This is a genomic window from Tetragenococcus muriaticus DSM 15685 (assembly GCF_000423785.1).
Taxonomy (GTDB): Bacteria; Bacillota; Bacilli; order Lactobacillales; family Enterococcaceae; genus Tetragenococcus; species Tetragenococcus muriaticus.
Genome location: NZ_AUIQ01000014.1, coordinates 12,992 through 35,620 on the forward strand (window position 1 = coordinate 12,992; position 22,629 = coordinate 35,620).

Below are 22,629 nucleotides of genomic sequence, written 5' to 3' on the forward strand. Positions count from 1 at the left end.
ATTGTCTTAGCAAAAATACAAAACCCATGATATCAAGATAGTTGACATCATGGATCAAAAGTTATTTAGAATTTTTCTTTTTATGACGTTGACTACGACTCCCCACTTCACTGCTTACTTCTGCTTCGTTCTTTATTTTTTTCGTATTTACATCTTGGGAAGGATTATCTTTGACTAGTAATTTCAAACGATATCGTTCATGATAACGAATGCCATTTTTGACAAAATCTCCACCTACAATAAACAAACCTACTGGATCCAGTGCTTCTGTTTGATGGATGATTCCAATTTTTTCTAAATCTCGATAGCTTGTACCGATTTGTAATTCATATTGATCGTCTTCTATCTTTTTCAAATAATAGTAAGGGTGCAATGTATTTTTCATAAGTAAAAAGCCATCGCTATTTGTTAAATTATTCGTAGGTATTTTCTCTTCACTAATCAAAGATTGAATGTTTTCTTCTAACTGCAATTCATAATGGTCAACAAAATCTACTGCTACTTCACTCGTATTCGGCATCAAATTTTGCGAGATCTGGCTATCATTTTCAATATTAAACGCATCTTCTGGCAAATACTTAGCAAATAGTTGAGTGATGTCGCCCTTAACATTTTTATCAAAAAAATAATAAATGAAATTTAAAACCACGAAATAAAACAAAATAACAAAAACAAGAAGGTATAGACTAAATTGGATATAATTTTGATTTACCCATAACCCATACACAATACGTAAGATATAAAGTGTAGGAAAAAGACTTAATATCGTATAAGCGCGGTTTAAATATTTCGGGCTAATATCCAAATACCACAAAAACTTATGAAATCCATTGATAATATCTAATAAAAAGGTCATTGTTCATCACCTTCTTCAGGCGTTTGTTGTTGATTTGGTTGGTTCTCTGGCGAATCTTGTTGATTTTGCTGTTGTTCGCCTTGGTTTTCTTGTTCTTGTGGTTCATTTTCTTGTTCCGGGTTATCTTGCTGGTTACTTGGAGACTCCTGTTGGTTTCTTGCTGGTTGTTCCCCAGAGTCTGGCGTTTGTTCAGCTGAGGAGCTTGGTTCAGTCTCCTGTTGTACACCTTCCCCTGTATTTGCAGAACCTTCTTCAAGACCATTATCCGTTTCTTGTGTTTGTTGTAAGCTATTATCTTCGCTTCCATCCAAAGATGCTGTATCGGAAGTTTCAATTCCTCCATCTGTATCATCTGTACTCACAGAAACTTCTGTAGTGGTTTCAGTAGTCGTTGTCTCTGTCTCTGCTACTGGTTGACGATAGCTTCTCCCATTAACAACTCCCGTAGCTGTTGCGATGATAAGAGAAAAAGTCACCAGCGCAAATGGCTTTAGAATCGGTGGTACCTTTTTCATGTAAATGCTCCTCCTTTGTTTTTTTCATTATAGCACTAGAAACTTATTTTTTTCTTACGAATGTTTGAAGAATTTGTTTATTTCATGAAAAATACCAGAACAATAATGGTTTGCTGAATATTTTTCATATCATTTTTAATTATCAATCATCACTATTTTTTTTGTAATTTAGCGCATCTTTTCTACGAATATCAAAAATCGTTCTTATATTCAATTTTCCCTTATCGGAAAGTAATCTTTGAGCGTTCTCTAATTGATGAATCGTTTCCTCCCCGCCTTCAAAATCACCAAAGTAAAGCTCATATATTGCTAACCAAAATTTTAGCGTAATTTTTCCTTCTAAATCAAGTTGGCTCTCATTAAGTTTATTTATGAATTTTTTACCTGCAAAAAAAGGGACCTTTTTAAAAATAATGATTTCAGTATTTTCCTTGGGGATAGAAGTGTTATTATTGGGAATTCTTTTCCAAAATATGGATCAACTATTCTCAATCACTTTATACGGAGGTATTGTTTCATTTTTCATTGGGTTTTCTTTAGCTATCATAGAAGTGAACAATATGGTTTACTTACAAAAAACAATCACAACGGAATTTCTTGGTCGCGTCATGTCCATTCTTACTACGGCTAATCGGGCTCTTTTGCCCATCGGTTCTTTAATTTATACCTTTTTATTTGATAGTATAACGTTTGGCCCATATATATTCATGGGAAATGGGATTTTGTGTATTACTTTTGGCTTATTGGCATTTCCAAGGTTACTAAAATCAGTTAAAAAAGATCATTTATTTATAAAGGAACATAAAAGCAATAAAAATAGCGAAGAATTGCTAAAATAAGCATTTCTTCGCTATATACTTCTAAGTTATATCTTTTTATTATTTAATATCAAATAAACGTGCTTTCTTGATATCTTCAATGGTTTGCGTACCGGCTAATTGCATTACTCGTTTTAAATCTTTTTCGAAATATTCGAAAACAGATTTCACACCTTGCCATCCACCTAAAGCTAAGCCATATAACACAGGGCGACCGATACCTACGATATCTGCACCTGCAGCTAGAGCTTTAAACATATGTTCACCGCGGCGGATACCACTATCAAAAACGATAGGCGCACGACCTTGGACTGCTTGGCTAATAGCTTCTAAGGCTTCAAAAGAACCTGGAGCACCGTCTAGCTGTCTGCCCCCATGATTTGATACCCAAATGCCATCAGCCCCTGCTCCAATCGCTGACATCGCATCTTCTGGCGTTTGTACTCCTTTGACAAATACTGGCAAACCAGAATATTCTTTTAGGAAACGAACATCATCTGTACTAATTTTTTGTTTAGATTGAGCATAAATATTATTTAACGACATATTTTTAGCGTCACCTTTTAAATAGCGAGAAACAATCGGCATGCCAAATGGGTACACAAACTTGTTACGGTCATCTCTATCACGGTTTCCGCCTAATGTTGCGTCTGCTGTCAAAATAATGGCACTAGCACCATCGGATTTAGCTTCATCAATAATATTTTTATTCATTTCATCATCTTTTGACATGTAAATTTGGAACCAGCGTTTATTATCTTTTAGTCCTTCTTCTATTTCAGAAAAACTAGCACCAGAATAAGCACTAATCGACATGATAGATCCACCAAACTCTGCGATCCCTCTTGCTGTTCCAGCTTCTTTCGTTTGATGTGCTAACCCATGAGCGGCAATCGGCGACATAACAAAAGGGACTTTTAATTCTTCGCCAAAAATCGAGGTGCTGGTTTCAGGAAATTCTACATCTGCTAATACACGAGGTAAGATCCCTTTTTTATCCCATACTTTTGTATTTTGTTTTAAGGTAAATTCGTCCCCAGATGCTCCTGACATATAATCAAAACCACCTTTAGGAACCACTTCTTTTGCTTTTTCTTCTAATTCATAAGTATTAATTACTTCGACTTCATTGATATTTTTTGGCGCATCATAACCACCGTTATTTACGTCTTCTTTATTTTCTTCTGTAATATCTTTTTTTGCCATTTCTAATTCTCCTTCTTTCATTTCTTTATCTAAAAAATATGTTCAATAAAATCTCCGCAATGGGAGATATAAGAACGACAGTAAGTCCAGTAACTACAACAGACAAACTCGACATTGCTCCTTGAACTTCTCCCATCTCGATCGCTTTTGTTGTTCCCATGGCGTGAGCCCCCGTTCCAAGTGCAATCCCTTGTGCTACTGGATCATTAATCTTCATGATTTTAAATAAGCCGGGGCCAATAGCCGCTCCTAAGATCCCAGTAAAGACCACAACCGCCACAGTTAACGATTCCAAACCTCCCAATGATTCTGATACACCTACAGCAATTGCTGTAGTAATTGATTTTGGATAAAGTGTTGCAAAGAGCTCTCCATCAAAAAAGAAAAGTAAGTAAAGAGCTAAAATCAAAATCGTATGCAACAACACACCAGAAATAATCCCTGTAAGAATAGGGATATAGTTCTCTTTTAAATACTGATAGTTATTTTCTAACTTAATCGCTAAACAAACGGTTGCTGGTGTGATCCAAATACTTAAAAATTGTCCGCCGTTATCATAAGCTGTTTGAGGAATATCAAATACTAATAAAAAAACAATGACACATATAATTGCAAAAATCAACGGGGTAAAAATCGCCAATTGCCATTTTTGATGTAATTTTAAGCCAAGAAGGTAAAAGAAAAGCGTTAAAAAAATCCCGAAAAATGGATCGCTAACAAATGCATCAAGCATTTTCTTCTACCTCCCTTATTGCCTTATTCTTTTCCACTTTATTTTTCGCTTTTTGCACAATAGTACCGACTAGGGTCAAAACCGTAATTAAGGAAATAACGATAATACATAAAAGTCGTCCCCAAATAGAAGCTAAAATATCTAAATGAGCCATTAACCCCACTCCTGCTGGAACAAAAAAGATTGCCATATTTCCAGTTAAGAAATTTCCTACATCAGCAACTCTTTCCATATTTAGCCAACCAAAATGTAAAGCAAAAAATAACAATACCATTCCAATCACGCTACCAGGAATAGCAATAGGAATAAGTAACGACAGCACTTCTCCTGCAAGCGCAAACAAAAAGATCCAGAAAATCTGCTTGATATATTTCACAAAATTCTCCTTTCTCATTTTACTAAAACAAATAAAAGGTGAACAAACTTTTAGCTTATCCGATTAAAATAGTAAAAAATATTCTTTATAAAGCTTATTGTAAACGCTTTTTTTATTTGTTTATATTTACTATATCATAAGCAATTTCTTTGTGAAATATAGATTCTTTATGCTATTATAAGTAAAATTTATAAGAAAGAGAATTCGATGAAAATACAGGATCTCATTTATTTTAAACACCTAGTCGATAGTGCTAGTTTTACAAAAACTGCCGAAACATTTTTTGTATCCCAACCATCCATCTCGCTTACTTTAAAAAGGTTAGAAGAAGAATTTAATGTACAGTTAATTACACGAGATAGAACATCTAGAAACTTTCAACTAAGACCTGAAGGGGAAATTTTATATAAAAATGCCGGTAAAATTATCGACCTACTAACTGCTACAAAACAAGAAATGGACAATCTTGAAACCCAAACCGTTCAATTGGGGTTCTTACCTACAATCGGCGGTTTCTATCTTCCTAAAATGTTACCAACAATGAGTAAATTCAACTCTAATTTACACTTAGTGGAAGAAGAAAGTTCTGAAGTGATGATGAATTTATTATATGAAAATAAATTATCTATAGCCATTAGCGGGACGGAAACGCCAAGGTTTAAAGAGCCTTGGATAGAGCAATATCCGATTGATAAGCGCCCTCTTCAAGTTTGTATAGCGCCAAATCACCCCTTAGCCAAAGAACCCTTTATCACTTCAAAAATGTTAACAAACTACTCTTTCATTTGTTTAGATAAAGGTTATACACATCATGCAATATTTGAGAATTGGGCTAAAACAAACCAAATTAACCCTAATCAAGTTACTTATACTAAAGAGATTCAAACAGCTGGTTCGTTCATTGCTTCCGGGCTTTCAGTGGGGATCATGATCGATTTACTTGTCAAAAACCGTACAGATATTGTTACGCGTCCTTTAAAAAATGCTCCGCAATTTTATATCAATTTGATTGTAAATAAAAATGCTGCAGTAAATCCATTACAACAAAAATTTAATCAAACACTAATTCAAAATACTTCTGAACTTCAAACTTCGTGAAAAATTTGAAATAAATAAAAACAACATAAAAATATCCGAACTATATAATAAGTTTCATTAATGGTAAGCAACTGCCTCAATCAATATCTTACTTGAATGGCAGAACTGATCCTTCTATGGTACGGATATTTTATTATAAGAAATACTATGACTCATCGTTTTCTAACTGATCGAACTTTTTCTTGTAGTTTCACATGAAACTGATATCTTTCTTTTAGCTTTCAGAGAATTTGCCTTATTTACTCTTTAACCACTCTCTTACTTGTTCATCGCTTAATTGTGGAAAGTTTTCATAATAAGCTCCGATTCCACCCAAAAAATGGGCTGGGATTTCTAAAGCATAAACACCATCTACTCTTTGTTTCAATTGTTGGTAAGTAGTTTTAGGGATTACCGGAATGGCCACTTGTACGCTTTTTGCTTCCTGTTGTTTAACTGCTTGTATTGCAGCAAACATCGTTAAACCAGTAGCAATCCCGTCATCCACAATCAAAACGTCTTTTCCTTTTAGTAATTCACTTTCTAAATCTTCTCTATATAAAGTTCGTTTACGTGTCATCTCTTTTTGAATACGCGGGACCTCTTCTTTTACCCAAGAAGCATGCAGCTGCTCAACATAGCCCTCACCTAAAATTGGGGCTCCTCCTTCTGCAACAGCTCCAATGGCGTATTCAGAATTTGTAGGGTGACCAATCTTTTTTGCCAAAATTACATCAAACGGTACAGCCTGTTTTTTTGCTATAAGCACTCCTAAAGGGATACCTCCCCTTGGTAAAGCCGCTATAATAAGGTTCTTATTGCTTAACGACTCCACAGCTGTTGCTAAGCGTTTTCCTGCATCTTCTCGATTTCGAAATAACATGACAAAACACCCTTTCTTAGGATGAAAAACTCTCTAATAACTTATAAAAAGTCTGATAATGATCAGGCGTATTTATGTGCCATTTTGCCTGCGACTGCTGCTACTAACGCACCAATTAAATCATCAATAAAGGTATTGACGCGCCCATCTTTTTCTGTATCTAACTTACGAATAACCCCGCTTTTTACTCGATCAAGGTAACCAAAGTTCGTGACGCCAATCGTGCCATAAATACTGGCAATGCTCACTGCAAGAGTTTCATCGACACCAAAAACCCCAGCGTCATTTTCTATAATCTTTTGTAGAGGTTGGCTTAACTGACCTTCAGTTGATAAACGGTCCAAGTCTAAAGCCACCATCGCATTATTAAGGACTTCTCTTTTATGCAAAACATCAATCGTTGCTGTTTCAAATTCAGTTAGTTTTGCCTCAGGAATAAATTCATAAGCCACATTATAAGCCATTTGAGCAATATCTTGATAGCTGATACCGCGCTTATTTAGTTCTTGTGTCACAAACTCATAGGCTTGTGTATCTGGATATTTAAATGTTTCTTCTCGCATATATTACCCTCCTCAATTTTATTATACTAGGACAACAACCGTTTTTTCCAAAGAAAATATTTATACCATTCAGTCATTTTCTTTTCATTACAAAAATAGCGTTCTTAACGCTTATAAAAAATAAACTTACTGCTTCTGTGTTATACAGAGCAGTAAGTTTAAAGGGTTAAAACAAAAAACATTTAAGACGATTGTTTAGCTACATTCCCTTCTTGAATGTATACCATTAAAATACTTAAATCGGAAGGGTTCACACCACTAATACGGCTCGCTTGAGCAATTGTTTCGGGATGGATTCTTTGTAATTTTTGCTTGGCTTCTGTTGCTAAACCGTCAATTGCTTCGTAATCAATATTTTCAGGAACACGTTTAGCTTCCATTCGTTTTAATTTATCGACTTTAGTCATCGCTTTTTGGATATATCCTTCGTATTTAATTTGGATTTCAACTTGTTCAACTTCTTTAGTTGTTAATTCTTCATTACTTGGTATAAATTGTAAAAGATCTTGATAATTTACTTCAGGACGTCGCAAAAACTCGTTAGCTAATACACCATCTTTTAAAGGATTCGCTCCCTTTTCTTCAAGGAAACTTTGAACTTGTGCTGGTTTAATACGTACTGTTTTCAGCCGTTCGATTTCTTGTTCAACCGCATTTTTTTTCTTTGCATAAGCTTGATACTGTTGTTCGCCTACAAGACCAAGATCATACCCTATTTGTGTTAAACGTAAATCCGCATTATCATGTCGCAAAAGCAAACGATACTCTGCCCGCGAAGTCAATAAGCGATAAGGTTCATTCGTTCCTTTTGTCACTAAGTCATCAATCATGACACCAATATAACCATCACTACGTTTCATAATAAAGGGATCTTTTTCTTGTATTTTTAAACTAGCATTAATCCCAGCGATCAAGCCTTGTCCAGCTGCTTCTTCATAACCACTTGTCCCATTTGTTTGGCCTGCGGTAAATAAGTTGTCAATAACCTTTGTTTCAAGAGTTGGTCTTAATTGATAAGGAAGCACAACGTCATATTCAATGGCATAGCCGGTACGCATCATTTCAGCTTTTTCCAAGCCTTCAATCGAATGAAGAACATCATTTTGTACACCTTCTGGTAATGAAGTCGAAAGACCTTGGACGTATATTTCTTCCGTATTAGCTCCTTCAGGTTCTAAGAATAATTGATGTCGTTTTTTATCTGCAAAACGAACAATTTTATCCTCAATTGATGGGCAGTATCTAGCGCCGACGCCATCAACAATTCCGGTAAACATTGGCGCACGATCTAAATTATTGCGAATAATTTGATGAGTACCAGGGTTTGTATATGTTAACCAACAAGGAATTTGATCTTTTTTATAAACACTTTCTGGCGTGCTAAAGCTAAAATGATTCGCTACTTCGTCACCCGGTTGTATTTCTGTTTTATCATAATCGATGGAATTCGCCTTTATACGAGGCGGGGTCCCTGTCTTAAATCGATCAATTTCTAATCCTAATTCTTCCAAATGATCAGCTAAGTTAACAGAAGGTTGCGAATTATTAGGACCAGAAGAATACTTCAATTCTCCAATGATGATCTCCCCGCGCAAAGCCGTACCTGCTGTAATAATCACGGCTTTGGATTCATACCGTGCGCCGGTAGCTGTCACGACCCCTTTACAGACATTATCTTCCACGATTAAACGTTCAACAATTCCTTGACGTAAGGTTAAATTTTCCTCTTTTTCAATTGTATGTTTCATTTCAGCCGAATAGGCATGCTTATCTGCTTGAGCCCGTAAAGCTCTTACTGCTGGACCTTTACTCGTATTAAGCATCCGCATTTGAATATAGGTTTTATCTATATTTTTTCCCATCTCGCCGCCAAGTGCGTCAATCTCTCTTACCACAACGCCTTTAGCTGGCCCTCCTATCGAGGGATTGCATGGCATAAACGCCACCATTTCCATATTAATTGTTAAAAGTAATGTTTGATTTCCCATGCGACTAGCCGCAAGAGCTGCCTCTGCTCCAGCATGTCCTGCCCCGACTACAATCACATCATAAAAACCAGCTTGATACTCTTGCATTGGTTTTTCCTCCTATTTTCCTAAACAAAATTGACTAAATAATTGAGTGATTAATTCATCTTGTACGCTATCGCCTACAATTTCGCCCAGATCATCCCAACAACGTGTCATATCGATTTGTACTAAATCTACAGGCATGCCAGCTTCAATACCAGCAATGACTTCATCTAAAGCAGAAGAAGCATTTTCCAATAATGCGATATGCCGCGTGTTTGAAAGATAAGACGCATCTTTATCTTGTGTTTGTCCTCCAAAAAATAAATTCGAAATGGCCTCTTCTAATTGGTCTAATCCTGTATTATTCGTAACAGAGACTTCAAACATTTCATCTTCATAGAGAAATTCATTTAATTTTTCGACATCTAAACGAGGTGTAAGATCTGTTTTATTAAGCAAAACGATCCGTTTGGCTCCACTTGTCATTTCCAGCAGTTGTTTATCTTCTGTAGTTAAAGGCTCACTTTGATTTAAAACTAAAAGAATTAAATCTGCTTCAGACAAAGCTTTGCGACTTCTTTCAACGCCTAGCTTTTCCACTGTATCTTCTGTATCACGAATGCCGGCAGTATCGATTAATTGTAAAGGAACACCACGGACATTCACATATTCTTCCACGACATCGCGTGTCGTTCCAGCAATTTCAGTGACAATGGCTTTTTCTTCTTTAAGCAATTGATTCAGTAGACTAGATTTACCAACATTAGGACGGCCAATAATGGCAGTATTTAACCCTTCTCGCAAAATTTTGCCTTGTTGGGCTGTCGCTAGTAAACTTTGAATTTGTTGTTTCACTTGTTTTGCCTTTTCCAATAATAATTTACTTGTCATTTCTTCGACATCATCATATTCTGGATAATCAATATTGACTTCCACTTGAGCTAGCGTGTCTAAAACTTCTTGTCTTAAAGATCGTATCAAACGAGATAAATCTCCGTCTAATTGATTTAAAGCAACGCTCATTGCTTTATCTGTCTTCGCTCGAATTAAATCCATGACTGCTTCAGCTTGGGATAAATCAATTCTCCCATTTAAGAACGCACGTTTAGTAAATTCCCCAGGTTCTGCTAAGCGTGCGCCACTTCTTAATAATAGCTGTAAGATTTGGTTAACAACGACCATTCCGCCATGACAATTGATCTCCACAATATCTTCCCGAGTAAACGTCTTAGGAGCTCGCATAACTGAAACCATCGCTTCATCAAACATCTCATTGGTTTTAGGATCCACAATATGACCGTAATGAATCGTATGACTATCTGCCTGATCTAAGGACTTTTTAGCTTTAAACACGTAGTCAGCTGTCGCGATAGCTTCTTCACCACTTAAACGAACAATGCTGATGGCCCCTTCACCTGGTGGGGTGGAAATCGCGGCAATCGTATCAAATTCTTGCAATACCTCTACCAAGTTTACTCCTCCTTACAAATCAGTTATTTTTTATCACACAAAAAAAAGTGCCTACTCCCCCCACTTCTTTACTCTTTACGTGGACAGACTTCGCACTTTGACTGCTTGTCTATAAAATTGTGGACTCAGATTAGCATATTTTATTTGGATTAGCAAGTATTTTAACTTTTTATAAACTGTCGTCCAATTTACTCAAATAATTATCAAGATACAGAAGTTAAAATGTAAAAAAAGAACCTGTCGAAAATACAGGTTCTTTTTTATCAAAGTGATAACTCTGATAAGAATGATCTATTCAAACTATACTTAAAAAAACAAATGAAGTCAAACAAACATCCAAGGAAAACAAAATGTGTTACTTAAAATAAGCTCTAAAAAATGAGGCTTAATAACTTTTTTTCACAGGTTCAACAACTAAGTAACGATAAGGCTCATCGCCTTCAGAATGCGTTGTAATGTCCTTATTTTTACTTAAAACTGAATGAATTTGCTTTCTTTCAAAAGCTGGCATCGGTTCTAAAAAAGCAGCTCTTTTCGTATGTTTTACTTTTTCTGCTGTTTGTTCTGCTAATTTTTGTAAAACTTCTTGACGTTTTTGACGATAATCGCCTACATTGACCTCAATAGAAAGTTTATTTTTAGCAATACGGTGGACATAAACTTGTGCTAAGTATTGCAAAGCATTCAAGGTCTTTCCGTGATGACCAATTAGTATTCCTTTTTTGTCAGTGTCTAAATCAAAAATAATTCGATCATTATCGCGGGTAGTTGTTACCATTGCTGGTGCGTTTAAAGCTTTAGTAATATCTGTCAAATAAATATCTAATTGTCTTAATGCTTCTTGATCTTCAAGACCTTGTGCTTCCTTTGCTTGAGTTTGAGGTTTTGTAGAAGAATCTACTTCATTTGTTTCTTCAATAAACTCCTCTGTTTCAACGGTCTTATATTCCTCGCTCGTTTCATCACTCTCTTTTACGAAAATGTCGCTTTCGGTCACATTTCCTGTTTGGCTTTCAGAGACTTTATCTTCCATAAGTTCTAAAGAAACACGTGCATTTTTTTTACCTACACCTAAAAAACCTTTCTTTCCTTCTTCAAGAATAGTAGTTTTTACGTCATCTTGTGTGACTCCTAGTGCTCTAAGCCCATTTTGTATCGCTTCTTCAGTATTTTGTCCATCATAAATTGGCATAAATAAAGCTCCTTTCAGGGTTATTTACGTTTTTTATGTCTTTGCTTTTTGTTTGGATGTTTAGCCTTTTCCAGCTCAAGTTCTCGTTGTCTAGCTTGTTGTTCTGCTTCTTCACGTTCACGGCGAATCTTAAATGGATTATTAATCAATAATGTTTGCCCAACTTGGAAGGCATTTGAAACAACCCAATACAAAGAAAGAGCGCCAGGCAAATTACTACCCATGACTAAAATCATTATCGGCATAACGTAATTCATAATTTTAATACTAGAATTTGAATTGGCTTGACTCATGCTAGAAAGATAGGTACTTAAGAACGTAAAAATTGCAGCTAAAACAGGAAATATATATAATGGATCAGGTTCTCCTAATACATCAATCCATAAAAAACTACCCGTCCTTAAAGCAGGAACACGAGAAATTGCTTGATACACTGCCATCAATATAGGCATTTGGACCAAAAGGGGTAAACAGCCGGCATAAGGGTTGACGCCATGCTCTTGATACAGTTTCTGTTGTTCTTCTCGAAATTTTTGTTGCGTTTCAGTATCTTTTGAAGGATATTTTTCTTGCAATGCAGTAATTTTAGGCTGCAATTCTTGCGTTTTACGCATACTTTTTGTTTGGAAGTTCATTAAAGGAAACAAAATAACGCGGATAATTAACGTAAATAAGATAATTCCTACGCCACGATTTCCTCCAAGTGAAAGCCATCTGATCACTTGCGCAAAAGAATAAACCACATAACGATCCCAAAAGCCGGTGCTTTCAGAAGTTACTTCACTAGTTGTAGCACAGGCAGACAATAATATGACTAATGAAACTAGTCCTAACATTAGTAACAGACGTTTACTTTTTTTCACTATACAATTTCCTTTCGTTTATTTGATAATCTTCGATAACTTGAAGACATGTAATAAATTCGAGTACACTTCCTTGGAAGATAAATTTGAAACGGACGGACGGGCAATAACAAGAAAATCAATGGATGGATCAATGCTATCTTTCATCTCATAAATGCTTGCACGAATTTTGCGTTTAACTGCATTACGGGCCACAGCATTTCCTATTTTTTTTCCCACAGAAATTCCTACGCGAAAATGAGATTGCTCCTTAGACAAACGATAAACAACAAATTTTTTATTTGCAAAAGATTTCCCATTTTTAAAAACGTACTGAAACTCTTTTTCTTTTTTCACACGATAAGATTTTCTCATGTCCTTTTCATCAATTCCTTCTATATCTAGTTACTCACTTCTAAATCATACCATATCTTACAAAAGGGAATCATCCTTTATAACAAAAAAGAATAAAAAAAACCACTGAACAACAGTGGTTTAAGCTGAAAGCTTCTTCCTACCTTTACGACGACGATTAGCAAGTACATGACGTCCATTTTTTGTACTCATACGTTTACGAAAACCGTGAACCTTTTGATGTTTACGTTTATTAGGTTGATATGTTCTTTTCATTAACTCCACCTCCAACAAGATTTCTAATTTAAGTCTACACGACATACTTTGACAGTATACCGATTATCCCCCTATTTTGTCAATAAAAAATACAGGCTTTCTAAGGCCTTCTTTAGATATTTCTAGTAATTATCCACAATTTTTTGTTTATAATCTTGCGGAAAAAATTTTTTCATTTTATCCACAGCTATTCTATCCCCATAGTTTTCCCCTTTTTTTCCACAGATCAACAAATGTGAACAAAACTATCCACATCTGCGAACAAATCTGTGAATATCTCTTAAAATCCCCTATAAAAGCAAGTTTTTCAGTAAATTTTTTTGTGGAAAAAGAAATCAAAAAAAAGAATATCCACAAAAAAATCCGCTTGTGGATAATTTATTTTTCACCTTGAGGATATATTTTATTTCTTTTCTTGTGTATTTTGTGGAAAAAAATTTTTTCCTTTGCTTTTTTTCTTTCTATCTGTGGAAAACTTTTAAAATCCATGATAAATTGATACTATCTCGATGAATATATTTACAGGAGGATTTGCTATGCCATCTCTAGAAACGATATGGAAAGAACTTCAAGAAAGTTATAGAAAAGAGATGAATCCAGTTAGCTATAATACTTGGATTGAACCTGCAAAGCCTATTTCATTTTATGATAATCAATTAATCATTGAAGTTCCCACAACCGTACAAAAAAATTATTGGGAAAAAAATTTAGCAGGAAAGATTCTCGAAACGTTCTTTATGATGAGCGGAGAAGAAATTCTTCCTACTTTTGTTACCCCAGATGAAGCAGAAAGTTATAAACAAGAAGAACCAAAAGAAGAGGAAAATACTCCCAAGTTTCCTGAACATAAAACAATGCTTAATTCCAAATATACGTTTGACACATTTGTTATTGGTAAAGGAAATCAGATGGCTCATGCTGCTGCTTTAGTTACTGCTGAAGACCCAGGGGCTATTTACAATCCTCTCTTTTTTTATGGAGGTGTAGGTTTAGGTAAAACACACTTAATGCAAGCCATTGGTCATCAAATGTTAGAAATTCATCCCACCGCAAAAGTAAAATACGTCTCAAGCGAAAATTTTACAAATGATTTTATTAATTCTATCCAAAATAATAAAATGGAAGAATTTCGCAATGAATACCGAACAATGGACTTATTACTTGTGGACGATGTACAATTTCTAGTCAATAAAGAAGGAACACAAGAGGAATTTTTTAATACATTTGAAGAACTATACCGTAATAATAAACAAATTGTTTTAACAAGCGACCGTTTACCAAATGAAATTCCTAACTTACCTAAACGTCTTGTTTCTCGTTTTGCTTGGGGTTTATCAGTAGATATCACTCCTCCAGATTTGGAAACAAGGACAGCTATTTTACGTAAAAAAGCAGAAGCTGAAAATTTAGAAATCCCTGACGATACATTAAGTTATATCGCAGGACAAATCGATTCTAATATTCGTGAATTAGAAGGAGCGTTGGTACGAGTCCAAGCTTACGCTGCCATTCAAAGTTCTGATATTACCACTAGTTTAGCAGCTGAAGCATTAAAAGCTCTTAAAGTGGGGACAAACTTAAGTCAACTAACCGTTGAACAAATTCTAGAAAAAGTAGCCGAGTATTATCACATCAATACAACTGATTTAACAGGAAAAAAACGAACGAAGGGGATTGTTGTGCCTCGTCAAATTGCAATGTATTTATGTCGCAATTTAACAGACTATTCCTTGCCAAAAATTGGAGCAGAATTCGGGGGAAAAGATCATACCACAGTTATTCATGCTTATGAAAAGGTCAATCAACTGCTCGAAGAAAATGAAACCATCAAAAATGAAGTCAAAGAAATAAAAAATCTGTTAATGGAGTAATGTGGATAATTGTGGAAAAGTCAAAAAAATCGTCCACAACTTTTCCACAGGTGAAAAAGTCTTATTTCTTGAGATTTTTTTAGTTATCCACAATATTCACTGCCCTATTACTACCACGATTTTGTTTTATTAATTTAATATAAAAAGGAGCATCTTTTATGAAAGTCACATTAAATCGCACAAGCTTTACTCAACAACTACAAACTGTGCAACGAGCTATTTCAACTAAAACAACTATGCCAATCCTAACAGGTGTAAAAATTGATTTATCTAATAAAGGATTAACCTTAACAGGAAGTAATGCTGATATTTCAATTGAATCTTTTTTAAGCTCTGAAGACGAAAAGGCTCAAATGAAGATTGAAAGTCCTGGTAGTATCGTATTACAAGCACGTTTCTTTAGTGAAATTATCCGTCGTTTACCGGAAAATCACGTTACTTTAGAAGTACTGGATAACAATCAAGTTGAAATTACTTCAGGCAAAGCCAATTTTCTAGTAAATGGACTAGATGCAGAAAGTTATCCACACTTGCCGGTAGTAGATAGTCAGCAAGAAATTCAATTACCTGTGGATATGTTAAATAAGTTAATTAATGAAACAGTTTTTGCAGTTTCTCAACATGAAAGTCGCCCTATTTTGACAGGAGTTCACTTTACGTTAAAAAATCACCGTTTGTTAGCAGTAGCTACCGATTCTCATCGGCTAAGTCAACGTATTATTCCTTTAGAAAATGATAACGAACCGTTTGACATTGTTATCCCAGGAAAAAGTTTAACGGAATTATCACGTTCATTAACAGATGAAGAAGAAACGGTACAAATTAGTATTATGGAAAATCAGGTCTTGTTTGAAACTAACACAATGAAATTTTATTCTCGTTTACTAGAAGGCAAGTATCCAGATACAGATCGTTTAATTCCAGATTCTTTTAATACAGAAATCGAATTTAATGTAACAGATCTTTTAGCTGCTATTGAGCGTGCCTCTTTGTTATCACATGAAAGTCGTAATAATATTGTTCGCTTACAAATTGCTGATGATAGTGTTGTTTTACATGGAAATTCGCCAGAAGTTGGGAAAGTTGAGGAGGACTTGAAATATGAAAAAGTTTCAGGGGAACCTTTAGAAATTTCTTTTAATCCTGATTATATGAAGGATGCATTGCGAGCTTTTGGCGAAACGTCTATCCGGATTTGTTTTATCTCTGCTGTACGACCATTTACTTTAGAGCCTACCGAAGGGCAAGGAGCGTTTCTACAACTCATTACACCGGTACGTACCAATTAAAAAATAAAAATAGATTTTTCCTTATAAGGGGCTTAGTTTAAATTCTAAGCCTTTTTTTTGGTTTTAAATGAAAATTGCCCAAATAAATAAAAACTTCTGAGAAAGAAAAATAGAGGGATTTATTTGTCTTATTTACTTAAAAAGGGTATAATGTAAGTATATGCTGAAAAAATAGAGGGATAAAATGAAAGAAGCAATCATTTTAGAAACAGAATATATGACACTGGCCCAATTGTTAAAAGAAATTGACATCATAGCAAGTGGTGGTCAAGCAAAGGGATATTTACAAGAAAACACAGTGTTTGTAAATGGAGAAATTGAAACACGTAGAGGACGAAAACTTTACGCTGGAACAATGATTGAAATACCTGAAATAGGTACTTTTTTTATGAAAGAAAAGGGTAAAAAAGATGCGTCTGACTAATCTACATATCAAAAATTTTCGTAATTACGAGGAATTATCTGTAGATTTTCATAAAAATGTTGTTATTTTTTTAGGAGAAAATGCCCAAGGAAAAACCAATCTTTTGGAAAGTATTTATGCTTTAGCTTTAACACGTAGTCCTCGAACGAATAATGAACAAGAACTGATTCAATGGGAGAAAGAGCAAGCGTTTGTCAAAGGAAATGTGCAAAAAAAGTACACCAAGCTTCCTCTTGAGTTGTTCTTGGCGAAAAAAGGACGAAAAACGAAAATTAACCATATAGAACAAAAAAAGCTTTCCAGCTATATTGGGCAGTTAAACGTTATTTTGTTTGCTCCAGAAGATCTTTCCTTAGTCAAAGGCAGTCCACAAGTAAGACGAAAATTTTTAGATATAGAGATCGGTCAAATTGATCCGGTCTATCTTTATGAGTCAGTACAATATCAAAAAACTTTAAAACAGAGAAATCTCTATCTTAAACAATTGGCTGAACATAAACAAACAGATGAATTATACTTAGATATTTTATCGGAACAATTGATCGAACATGGAAGCAAGATGTTATTTGCACGCCAACAGTTTGTTAAGCGTTTGGAGTACTGGGCAAATCAGCTTCACCAAAAGATTAGTCAATCAAAGGAACATTTAACTGTTATGTATCGTTCTAGCGTTACTTGTAAAGACTGGTCAGATGAACAAACAGTTAAAGATGCTTTTGCCCAAGAAATTGCAAAAGTAAAAAGTAAAGAACGTTTACGACAAATAACATTGGTCGGCCCGCATCGAGACGATTTGTCGTTTTTTATAAATAAAAAAGACGTACAAACCTTTGGCTCTCAAGGTCAACAAAGAACGACTGCTTTAAGTGTGAAATTAGCAGAAATTGACCTTATAAAAGAAGAAACTGGAGAATACCCGGTGTTACTGTTAGACGATGTAATGAGTGAATTAGACGATGCTAGACAATTGCATTTATTAGAAACGATTGAAGGTAAAATACAAACATTTTTGACAACTACTACATTGAAACAAGTAAAAGATAAAATGTCCGTTGAACCGGAAATTTTTTATATCAATCAAGGACAATTAGAAGGAGAAGATGTATAAGTGGCAGAAGAAAACGAAAATTTGCGTGAACAAGCAAAACAATACGATGCCAGCCAAATACAGGTTTTAGAAGGATTAGAAGCTGTAAGAAAAAGACCTGGGATGTATATAGGCTCTACCAGTTCTGAAGGTCTGCATCATTTGGTTTGGGAAATTGTAGATAATTCGATTGATGAGGCGCTTGCTGGTTTTGCCACTCAAATTCAGTTAATTGTTGAAAAAGATAATAGCGTGACTGTAACAGATAATGGACGAGGTATCCCAGTAGATATTCAAAATAAAACAGGAAGACCTGCTGTAGAAACAGTATTTACTATTCTTCATGCTGGCGGCAAATTTGGTGGTGGTGGTTACAAAGTTTCTGGAGGGCTTCATGGTGTAGGTTCTTCAGTGGTTAATGCTTTGTCTAAAGAATTAGAAGTAAAAGTTTATAAAAATGGAAATGTCTACTACCAAAAATTTCAACGCGGAAAAATTACAGAGGAATTACAAATTATTGGTGAAACAGAACTTAACGGAACAGAAGTTCATTTTACACCAGATTCAGAAATTTTTAATGAAACGATCGAACTCAGTTTTGATAAGCTGGCTACTCGAGTTCGTGAATTGGCTTTTTTGAATCGGGGTCTTTATATTTCGCTTGAAGATAGACGTTTTGAAGAGACAGCATTCAAACAATACCATTACGAAGGCGGAATAAAAAGTTATGTAGAACATTTAAATGCAAATAAAGAAGTTTTATTCCCTGCGCCAATTTATTTGGAAGGTCAACAACAAGATATTAATGTAGAAGTGTCGATACAGTACACGGATAGTTATCATACAAATTTGTTGACTTTTGCCAATAATATTCATACTTATGAAGGCGGAACGCACGAAGCCGGTTTTAAAACAGCATTAACACGGGTAATTAATGATTACGGTCGGAAGCAAAAATTAATGAAAGAAAATGATGACAATCTTTCTGGAGAAGACGTTAGAGAAGGTCTGACTGCGGTCGTTTCTATTAAACATCCTGACCCGCAATTTGAAGGACAAACAAAAACAAAGCTAGGGAATTCTGAAGTACGAACAGTGACAGATCGTCTTTTTTCTGAGCATTTTGCTAAATTTTTATTGGAAAATCCAACAGTGGGTCGTCGGATTGTAGAAAAAGGTTTGCTAGCTTCAAAAGCTAGACAAGCTGCCAAAAGAGCTCGCGAAGTCACACGACGTAAAGGCGCATTGGAGATTAGTAACTTACCAGGAAAATTAGCCGATTGTTCAAGCCGAGACCCGGAAAAAAGCGAACTATTTATTGTCGAAGGTGACTCAGCCGGTGGATCGGCTAAGCAAGGACGGAGTCGTGAGTTTCAAGCAATTTTACCTATACGTGGAAAAATATTAAACGTTGAAAAAGCAAGTATGGATAAAATTTTGGCTAATGATGAAATTCGCTCCTTGTTTACTGCTATGGGGACTGGTTTTGGCGAAGAGTTTGATATAGCTAAAGCACGTTATCATAAATTAGTTATCATGACCGATGCGGATGTTGATGGCGCCCATATCCGAACTCTGTTGTTAACTTTATTTTATCGTTATATGCGTCCAATTGTAGAAGCAGGTTATGTCTATATTGCTCAACCCCCATTGTACGGAGTTAAACAAGGAAAAAATATTTCTTATATCCAACCTGGGAATCATGCAGAAGAAGAATTACAAGAAGTGATTGACTCACTTCCGCAAAGCCCTAAACCTTCTGTTCAACGTTATAAAGGTCTAGGAGAAATGGATGAGCATCAATTGTGGCGAACAACGATGGATCCAGAAAATCGTTTAATGTTGCGTGTTAGTATTGATGACGCGATTGAGGCAGATCAAGTTTTTGAAATGTTAATGGGCGACCATGTAGAGCCTAGACGTGCTTTTATAGAAGATAATGCGCAATATGTTCAAAACCTTGATATTTAAATCGTAAAGGAGGAAAAATTTTGAGAGATCAAGAAAATCATATTCATGATATTAATTTATCAAGTGAAATGCGCGGCTCCTTTATCGACTATGCCATGAGTGTCATTGTAGCTAGAGCTTTGCCTGATGTTCGTGATGGGTTAAAACCAGTGCATCGTCGCATTTTATATGGGATGAGTGAATTAGGGGTAACCCCTGATAAGCCTCATAAAAAATCTGCTCGTATTGTTGGGGATGTTATGGGAAAATATCATCCTCATGGAGATAGTGCTATTTACGAATCTATGGTAAGAATGGCTCAATCTTTTAGTTATCGTAATATGTTAGTAGACGGCCATGGAAATTTTGGCTCTATCGATGGCGATGGCGCAGCAGCTATGCGTTATACAGAGGCTCGTATGAGCCGTCTATCTGTGGAAATGTTACGCGATTTAAATAAAGATACAGTTGATTTTATTGGAAACTATGATGATACCGAGACAGAGCCAGAAGTATTGCCTTCGCGTTTTCCTAATTTGTTGGTTAATGGAACTACTGGAATAGCCGTAGGTATGGCCACCAATATTCCACCTCATAACTTAAGCGAAGTTGTTGCTGCAATTGATCGTCTGATTGAAAATCCTGAAGTAACGACAAATGAACTGATGGAAGTTTTGCCAGGACCTGACTTTCCAACTGGCGGATTAGTTATGGGAAAATCTGGGATTAGACGAGCATATGAAACAGGTAAAGGATCCATTACGGTTCGTGCTAAAGTAGAAATTAGTGAAATGTCTAATGGAAAAGAACGAATTTTAGTAACAGAGCTGCCGTATATGGTAAATAAAGCGAAACTAATTGAACGAATTTCAGAACTCCATCGAGATAAAAGAGTTGAAGGGATTACGGATTTACGTGATGAATCTTCACGTGAGGGAATGCGAATTGTCATTGATGTTAGACGAGATGTGAGTGCTTCGGTTGTTTTGAACAACTTATACAAGATGACTGCTTTGCAATCTTCTTTTGGCTTTAATATGTTAGCCATTGAAAACGGTGTGCCTAGAGTTCTGAATTTAAAACAAATCTTAGAAGACTACTTAGAGCATCAAAAAAGTGTTATTACGCGCAGAGCGAAATTTGAAAAACAAAAAGCAGAAGCTCGAGCTCATATTTTAGAAGGATTACGGGTTGCTTTAGATCATATCGATGAGATTATAGCGGTAATTCGTGGTTCTGAGACCGACGCTCAAGCTAAAGAAACAATGATGGAACAATTCCAGCTTTCTGACCGCCAGGCTCAAGCGATTTTAGATATGCGCTTACGTCGTTTAACTGGATTAGAAAGAGATAAAATTGAAAGCGAATATCAAGATTTGTTAGAACAAATCGAAGATCTCGCAGATATTTTAGCCAGACCGGAACGAGTGATCGAAATTATCCAAACGGAGTTACATGAAATTGAACAACGTTTCGGGGATAAGCGTCGTACTGAACTACTCGTTGGTGAGGTTTTAAGTTTAGAAGATGAAGATTTAATTGAAGAAGAGGAAATTGTAGTTACTTTAACGAATAACGGATATATTAAACGAGCAGCGAATAGCGAATTCCGTACACAAAATCGTGGGGGACGTGGCGTACAAGGCATGGGTGTTCATGACCAAGATTTTGTTACTACTTTGGTTTCTTGTTCTACACATGACAATTTATTATTTTTTACCAATGCTGGGAAAGTTTATAAAGCTAAAGGGTATGAAATTCCAGAATACGGGCGTACAGCTAAAGGAATCCCTGTTATTAATTTCTTAGGGATTGATTCAAACGAACGAATTCAAACAGTGATCGCTTTATCTAATGATACACAAGAACGAAAATATCTTTTCTTTACTACGAAATATGGGATAGTTAAACGTACTTCAGTAGAAGCTTTTAAAAATGTACGTAGTAATGGCTTAATTGCGATAGGATTGAAAGATCAAGATGAATTAGTCAATGTTTTGAGTACTTGTGGGGATGATGTGATGATTATAGGTACCCACAAAGGCTATTCTGTTACTTTTCAAGAAGAAGCTGTGCGTGATATGGGGCGAACGGCTAGTGGTGTACGAGGCATTCGTTTAAGGCCTGAAGATTACGTGGTTGGCGCTGCGGTCATTCGGGAAAATGATGAAGTTCTAGTCATTACTGAAAAAGGCTATGGCAAACGTACCGCAGGGGATCATTATCCAGTCAAAGGACGTGGCGGTAAAGGAGTCAAAACAGCGAATATTACTGAAAAAAATGGTCCTTTAGCTGGGCTAACGACTGTTTCTGGTAATGAAGATGTTATGGTAATTACCGATAAAGGCGTTATTATCCGATTCCGTGTTGAAGATATTTCGCAAACTGGACGATCTACGTTGGGTGTTCGGCTGATGAAAATGGAAGAAGACGCAAAGGTTGTTACTATGGCAACAGTCGATTCTGAAGAGTTAGAAAAATTAGAAGAGCCGACAAAAGAATAAAGTAAGAAAAATTTGTTAAAAAAATCAACAAAAGTTTAAAATAAAAAATGCCCTGAATGATTTATAAAAATTTGTGGATAACGCATTCGACCGATCAACGAGGTGACTTTTATGTTATTTTCCCTTTTTATCGCCACTTTTTAATCAAGAATAGGAAGGGATAATCGAACGACGCTAAAAAAAGATAAAATTCTTCCTAGAGAATGAAAGCCAAGCCTTTTTTATAAGGATGAAAAGGGCAAAAGTAAACTAGAGATTCAATCGCTGAATTCGTGTAAGGACTTCCCAAAAAAGTGTATTGTAAACATTTGTACTTGATAAGTGAATTTGC

The 22,629-nt window shown here is 35.6% G+C and carries 21 protein-coding genes; 8 read left to right on the top strand and 13 right to left on the bottom strand.

Features of this window, described 5'->3' with window-relative positions:
• Positions 1 to 61: 61 nt before the first annotated feature.
• Both G577_RS0103780 and G577_RS11010 read right to left on the bottom strand, forming a co-directional pair.
• Positions 62 to 856, bottom strand: a complete 795-nt coding sequence (locus G577_RS0103780) for a DUF6681 family protein (protein ID WP_028790035.1) — start codon at positions 854 to 856, stop codon at positions 62 to 64.
• Positions 853 to 1,371 (bottom strand): hypothetical protein, encoded by a 519-nt coding sequence (locus tag G577_RS11010; RefSeq protein ID WP_038024354.1) that lies wholly within the window; start codon positions 1,369 to 1,371, stop codon positions 853 to 855. Before G577_RS11010 ends, G577_RS0103780 begins: the two co-directional genes overlap by 4 nt.
• A 413-nt stretch (positions 1,372 to 1,784) precedes the next feature.
• On the opposite strand from G577_RS11010, the gene G577_RS0103790 reads away from it, so the two are divergent.
• Positions 1,785 to 2,210 carry an MFS transporter gene (locus G577_RS0103790; protein ID WP_156096427.1) on the top strand — a complete coding sequence of 142 codons (426 nt, stop codon included), beginning with the start codon at positions 1,785 to 1,787 and terminating at the stop codon, positions 2,208 to 2,210.
• A 39-nt stretch (positions 2,211 to 2,249) separates the two neighbouring features.
• Here G577_RS0103790 and G577_RS0103795 read toward each other — a convergent pair whose 3' ends face one another.
• From G577_RS0103795 to G577_RS0103805, 3 genes are read right to left on the bottom strand one after another with little or no spacing between them, the layout of a single operon-like run.
• A complete protein-coding gene (locus G577_RS0103795; protein ID WP_051176629.1) occupies positions 2,250 to 3,395 on the bottom strand; it encodes a lactate oxidase in 1,146 nt (381 codons plus the stop codon).
• Positions 3,396 to 3,420: 25 nt separating this feature from the next.
• Entirely contained in the window at positions 3,421 to 4,128 is a 708-nt protein-coding gene (locus tag G577_RS0103800; RefSeq protein ID WP_028790038.1) for an LrgB family protein, read from the bottom strand.
• Positions 4,121 to 4,504, bottom strand: a complete 384-nt coding sequence (locus G577_RS0103805; protein WP_028790039.1) for a CidA/LrgA family protein — start codon at positions 4,502 to 4,504, stop codon at positions 4,121 to 4,123. Before G577_RS0103805 ends, G577_RS0103800 begins: the two co-directional genes overlap by 8 nt.
• Before the next feature lie 207 nt (positions 4,505 to 4,711).
• Between G577_RS0103805 and G577_RS0103810 the strand changes: the two genes are divergently transcribed.
• The gene (locus G577_RS0103810) at positions 4,712 to 5,602 is read left to right on the top strand and encodes a LysR family transcriptional regulator (protein WP_028790040.1); all 891 of its coding nucleotides are present in this window, start codon (positions 4,712 to 4,714) and stop codon (positions 5,600 to 5,602) included.
• A 235-nt stretch (positions 5,603 to 5,837) separates the two neighbouring features.
• Here G577_RS0103810 and G577_RS0103815 read toward each other — a convergent pair whose 3' ends face one another.
• From G577_RS0103815 to rpmH, 8 genes are all read right to left on the bottom strand, one after another.
• Positions 5,838 to 6,464, bottom strand: coding sequence for a phosphoribosyltransferase (locus G577_RS0103815; protein ID WP_028790041.1), 627 nt, complete (start codon positions 6,462 to 6,464; stop codon positions 5,838 to 5,840).
• A 62-nt stretch (positions 6,465 to 6,526) separates the two neighbouring features.
• A complete protein-coding gene (locus G577_RS0103820) occupies positions 6,527 to 7,027 on the bottom strand; it encodes a phosphatidylglycerophosphatase A family protein (protein ID WP_028790042.1) in 501 nt (166 codons plus the stop codon).
• Positions 7,028 to 7,209: 182 nt separating this feature from the next.
• Positions 7,210 to 9,102, bottom strand: a complete 1,893-nt coding sequence (mnmG, locus tag G577_RS0103825) for a tRNA uridine-5-carboxymethylaminomethyl(34) synthesis enzyme MnmG (RefSeq protein WP_028790043.1) — start codon at positions 9,100 to 9,102, stop codon at positions 7,210 to 7,212.
• Positions 9,103 to 9,114: 12 nt separating this feature from the next.
• Positions 9,115 to 10,509 carry a tRNA uridine-5-carboxymethylaminomethyl(34) synthesis GTPase MnmE gene (gene mnmE, locus G577_RS0103830; protein ID WP_028790044.1) on the bottom strand — a complete coding sequence of 465 codons (1,395 nt, stop codon included), beginning with the start codon at positions 10,507 to 10,509 and terminating at the stop codon, positions 9,115 to 9,117.
• A 385-nt stretch (positions 10,510 to 10,894) separates the two neighbouring features.
• On the bottom strand, positions 10,895 to 11,701 hold the full coding sequence (gene jag, locus G577_RS0103835) for an RNA-binding cell elongation regulator Jag/EloR (protein ID WP_028790045.1): 807 nt from the start codon (positions 11,699 to 11,701) through the stop codon (positions 10,895 to 10,897).
• A 20-nt stretch (positions 11,702 to 11,721) separates the two neighbouring features.
• The gene (locus G577_RS0103840) at positions 11,722 to 12,564 is read right to left on the bottom strand and encodes a YidC/Oxa1 family membrane protein insertase (protein ID WP_028790046.1); all 843 of its coding nucleotides are present in this window, start codon (positions 12,562 to 12,564) and stop codon (positions 11,722 to 11,724) included.
• Between the two features lie 18 nt (positions 12,565 to 12,582).
• Positions 12,583 to 12,918, bottom strand: coding sequence for a ribonuclease P protein component (gene rnpA, locus G577_RS0103845; RefSeq protein ID WP_028790047.1), 336 nt, complete (start codon positions 12,916 to 12,918; stop codon positions 12,583 to 12,585).
• 120 nt (positions 12,919 to 13,038) lie between these two features.
• On the bottom strand, positions 13,039 to 13,173 hold the full coding sequence (rpmH, locus tag G577_RS0103850; protein ID WP_028790048.1) for a 50S ribosomal protein L34: 135 nt from the start codon (positions 13,171 to 13,173) through the stop codon (positions 13,039 to 13,041).
• A 536-nt stretch (positions 13,174 to 13,709) separates the two neighbouring features.
• On the opposite strand from rpmH, the gene dnaA reads away from it, so the two are divergent.
• The 6 genes from dnaA (at position 13,710) to gyrA (ending at position 22,298) form a co-directional block, all read left to right on the top strand.
• On the top strand, positions 13,710 to 15,044 hold the full coding sequence (gene dnaA / locus G577_RS0103860) for a chromosomal replication initiator protein DnaA (RefSeq protein ID WP_028790049.1): 1,335 nt from the start codon (positions 13,710 to 13,712) through the stop codon (positions 15,042 to 15,044).
• Positions 15,045 to 15,202: 158 nt separating this feature from the next.
• On the top strand, positions 15,203 to 16,333 hold the full coding sequence (gene dnaN, locus G577_RS0103865) for a DNA polymerase III subunit beta (protein ID WP_028790050.1): 1,131 nt from the start codon (positions 15,203 to 15,205) through the stop codon (positions 16,331 to 16,333).
• Between the two features lie 184 nt (positions 16,334 to 16,517).
• Positions 16,518 to 16,757, top strand: coding sequence for a S4 domain-containing protein YaaA (yaaA, locus tag G577_RS0103870; protein WP_028790051.1), 240 nt, complete (start codon positions 16,518 to 16,520; stop codon positions 16,755 to 16,757).
• The gene (recF, locus tag G577_RS0103875; RefSeq protein ID WP_028790052.1) at positions 16,744 to 17,865 is read left to right on the top strand and encodes a DNA replication/repair protein RecF; all 1,122 of its coding nucleotides are present in this window, start codon (positions 16,744 to 16,746) and stop codon (positions 17,863 to 17,865) included. The genes yaaA and recF overlap by 14 nt, the downstream gene beginning before the upstream one ends.
• Positions 17,866 to 19,815 carry a DNA topoisomerase (ATP-hydrolyzing) subunit B gene (gene gyrB, locus G577_RS0103880; RefSeq protein ID WP_028790053.1) on the top strand — a complete coding sequence of 650 codons (1,950 nt, stop codon included), beginning with the start codon at positions 17,866 to 17,868 and terminating at the stop codon, positions 19,813 to 19,815.
• A gap of 20 nt (positions 19,816 to 19,835) precedes the next feature.
• The gene (gene gyrA, locus G577_RS0103885) at positions 19,836 to 22,298 is read left to right on the top strand and encodes a DNA gyrase subunit A (RefSeq protein WP_028790054.1); all 2,463 of its coding nucleotides are present in this window, start codon (positions 19,836 to 19,838) and stop codon (positions 22,296 to 22,298) included.
• Positions 22,299 to 22,629: the final 331 nt, after the last annotated feature.